The following is a 3878-nucleotide window of genomic DNA, read 5'->3' on the forward strand; positions in this document are numbered from 1 at the left end:
TCGACCGGCGGTGGCGGCGGCTCATCCGGCGGGGGCGGCCCCTCGGGCGGCGGTGGCTACTCGGGCGGCGGCGATTCCGGCGGCGGCGGATCCTCTTCCGGCGGCGGTGGCGGCGGCAACCGGATCGCCACGCTGCTGGGCGACACCGGCGGCGGGGGCGGCGGCGGGTCCTCGCTGGCCTCCTCGGCTCCCGACGGCGGATCCCCCTCCGGGGGGAACCTGGGCGGCAGCCCGTCCGGCCCCGGCGGCGCCGGCTCGGTCGCGAGCCCGTCCGGCTCCGGCTCCTTCGGCGGCGCCGGCCCGTCCAGCGGCGGCGCCGCTCCCGCGGGCGGAGGCGTCGTCGGCGGCGGCGCGGCCCCGGTGGGCGGTGGCGCACCGGCGGCTGGCGGCGGCTCGGCGCCTGCCGGTGGCGGCTCGTCTCCCGGCACGTCTTCCTCCTCCCCGTCATCTTCTTCGTCGTCGTCCTCGCCCGCGCCGGGGAGCGGTACCGGTTCCCGGGGCGGCTCCCCGTCCGGCGACGGTTCGTCCACCCGCGGCGCGGTGCACACGCCGGGCACGGGGACGTCTCCCCCGGGCAGCGCACCGACTCCCGGCGACGGAAACACGACGCCGGGCAACGGCAGCACGCCTCAGCCCACCGCAGGCTCCCCCGCTCCGGGGACGCCCGACAGCGGCACGCCCTCGAACACCACACCGGCTCCGGGCGGCACGCAGACTCCCGGCGACGGAAGCACCTCTCGGCCGGCCGAAGGCCCTCCCGCCCCCGGGTCCACGACCGGCACCGGCTCCCCCGCGCCCGGGAACGAGAGCGGCGGAGGCTCGCCCACCCGCGACGGCGACTCGTCCGCCCCCGGCTCCGGCACCGAGGGCACCGCACCCGGCGACCCGACGCCCGGTGACCCCGCGGCCGACCCGGGGACCGACCGCGACTCCGCGCCCGGCGGCGAGACCGCCGAGACCGCCGCCGACCCGAATCCGCGCAGCCCGGACGGAAACCCCGAGACGCAGGACGCCATGCAGCCGCCTGAGCAGGGTGGTTCCGGCGGACCGTCCGCCTTCGTCGCACCTGTGCCGATGGGGATGGGCGGCCCGGCGGGAACGGCGTCCCCGGGCGGCGCGTCCGCACCGTCCGGCGGGGGCACCCCGAGGCCCTCGCCCCCGGCGAGTTCCCCCGCACCGTCGACTCCCGGAGCGGGCACCCCCGGGCCGAGGCAGCCGTCCGGCCCGGAGTCGCGGCCCGCGGGCGGCGGCGACGACCCCGGCGGACGTCCCAAGCCGCCGCCGATCGAGAACGTCGACGACAACGGCGTCGTCCGCAACGAGCCGCCGGCCCGGCAGGACGACGCCTCCCCCCAGGAGGGGGACGCACCGCACAACAAGGAGTCCGACGGCACCGCACCGGGTGACGGGTCCGACGGCGCGGACGGGCCGGACCGGGCGCAGCAGCTCGCGGACGCCGCGCAGCAGGCGCGCGACGCCCTCGCCCAGTTCGGCAATGACGCGCCCACCGTCGACTTCTCGTCGAGCCCGCTCGACCCTGCCGCCGCGCAGGAGATCAACAACGCCATCCGGCAGCTCGCCGCCGACTATCCCGAGACGATGCGGGGCCTGTCCCACATCGGCTCCGAGGACTTCGCCCAGTCCCTCGGCCCGGGCAACGAGGACGTCCTCGCCTACGCCACGCCCGGTGCCGGCGACCCGGGCATCTACATCAACCACGACGCCTTCGCCGACAACGCGCAACGCGCGCAGGACGGCGCGGGCGAGGAACAGACCGGGTTCACCGTGCCCGGCGGCGGTTCGACGGAAGGCGTGTTCACGCACGAGTTCGGGCACCACCTCGGCGAGCAGCTCCTGAACGACCCGCGGATGCTGGCCGACCTGAACCGGGCCGTGTCCAACGCCCTGGGCATCCCGTACGACGCGACGCAGCCGCATGACCCCGCCACGCAGCAGCGAGTCGCGGACGGGCTGTCGGAGTACGGTTCCGGCGACCCGCACGAGATGCTGGCGGAGGCGTTCACCGAGTACCGCCTCTCCGACGACCCCCGCGACCTGGCGCGCGCCATCGGCGAGGTCATGGACCGCCACCTCGGCGCGCAGGCCCCCGCCAACACCCCCCAGGCGACCGGCGGGCCGGCGAACCCCGCCCCGAACACGGCACCCGGCCCCAACACGGCACCCGGTCCCAACACGCCGCCGCCCGACCCGAACACGCCGCCGTCGCAGAACCGGGTCGGTGAGAACCCCGCGGAGGGTGCACCCACCGACCAGGGGCGGACTTCCGAGGGCGACGCGACACCGCCCCGGACGAGTGAACCGCCCCGGACGAGTGAAACGCAGCCGTCCCCGACCGACACGCAGCCACGGTCGGACAGCGCACCGCCCCGCACGGACGACGGCCCTCAGCGCACCGGCGACGAACCCCGGCCGGGAGCGGACGACCCTCGTTTCCGGCGGGGAAGCACCGACGAAGGCGCCGGCGATGACACGCGGCCAGGTGACGGCGAACCGGAGGCCCGTACCGATCCTCCGGCCGGGCGCGGGCTGCCTCATCAGCAGGCCGACTGGGCGCCGCCGTCGTACACCCGCGAAGAGAACATCAGCCTCCAGCCCGGCGACCGGGTGGTCGACCAGGCGCCGCTTGAGCCGAACACCAAGTACACCGTCTACGAGACCGACCCGTCGGGGAACCAGGTCCCCCGAAGCGAGGCCTACACGGACGGCGACGGCAACGTCACCCACATCACCAACGTCACACCGGCGGAACCCGGCGCCCCGACCGTCGACCCGAACGAGAACGCCGACCTGACCCGTCCCGATCCGGGCGTCACCCACAAGGTCGAACTCGGGTTCGACGAGCCGCACATCTTCACGGGCGAACCCCACACCGGCGGCGACGAGGGCATGGCGCCCCCCGCCGCGAGGTTCGACCCCCCGGACGCGACGCCGGTGCGGTGGCCGGGTGTCTACGACGTCGGGTCGGACGGCCCGTTCTCGGCCCGGCGGGACCTCCCGCCGAACTCGCGGATCGAGGTGCGCGGCCCGGGCGGCAGGCTCCACGGCGTCTTCTGGACGGACGCGAACCGGCAGGTCACGCACGTCCGGACGTGGTACGGCGACCGGGAGCACGGCTACAACCCGGAGCTGGGCGACAGCAACGCCACCGTCAAGAAGTTCGGCGTCCCGCGGCCCGACACCCACTACCTGGTCGAGCCGCACGACCGCTTCCAGACCGCCGACCCCAACCCGCCGCTCGACCCGCCGGACGCCGCCCGCAGCGGCGACTTCGGCGACGACGGCGTCGAGCCCGGCACGTTCCTCTTCCACACCGACGACCGCGGGCAGACGGACACGGCCAGCGGACGTCCCGAGTACGACACGCCCCACTCGGACGAAGAGCAGCGGAACGACGCGGTCCAGAAGAAGGTCGGCCATATCGGCAAGGGCACCGGTGAGTACCCGGGCGGCCGTTTCGACGGCGGCCACATCTTCCCGCACGAGGCGCGGGGGCCGGGAGAGCGGATCAACTACTTCCCGCAGTGGAGCCCCACGAACCGCGGGAACTCGGGCCCGGGCCTCCTGCCCAGCGACACCTGGCGGCAGTCCTTCGAGAGCCTTCTCGAACAGCGGCACACCCGCAACCCCGACGTCACGATCGAGCGGATCGACTTCTTCCCGGAACCGAACGATCCGAGGATCACACCGGAGATCGTCCACACCCGCTGGACGGAGACCGACAACTCCCAGACCCCGCCGGTCACCACCACGCACTACCGGAGCTACCACAACCTCGACCCGAGCCAGCGCAGCGGTGGCGGCACGACGCCTCCCGCCTCCCCGCCGCCGACGCAGCCCGGGGGCACCGCCCCTGTCTC

Annotated in this window: 1 protein-coding gene and 1 pseudogene; one reads left to right on the forward strand and one right to left on the reverse strand. The window is 75.4% G+C overall.

Going from position 1 to position 3878, the window contains the following annotated elements; translation table 11 throughout:
• Positions 1-56 precede the first annotated feature (56 nt).
• Entirely contained in the window at positions 57-530 is a 474-nt protein-coding gene (locus E1289_RS36710; protein WP_131988653.1) for a hypothetical protein, read from the reverse strand.
• Between the two features lie 10 nt (positions 531-540).
• On the opposite strand from E1289_RS36710, the pseudogene E1289_RS36715 reads away from it, so the two are divergent.
• A pseudogene (locus tag E1289_RS36715) lies at positions 541-3878 on the forward strand (hypothetical protein); the annotation flags it as partial.

This window comes from Actinomadura sp. 6K520 (assembly GCF_004349245.1).
Classification (GTDB): Bacteria; Actinomycetota; Actinomycetes; order Streptosporangiales; family Streptosporangiaceae; genus Spirillospora.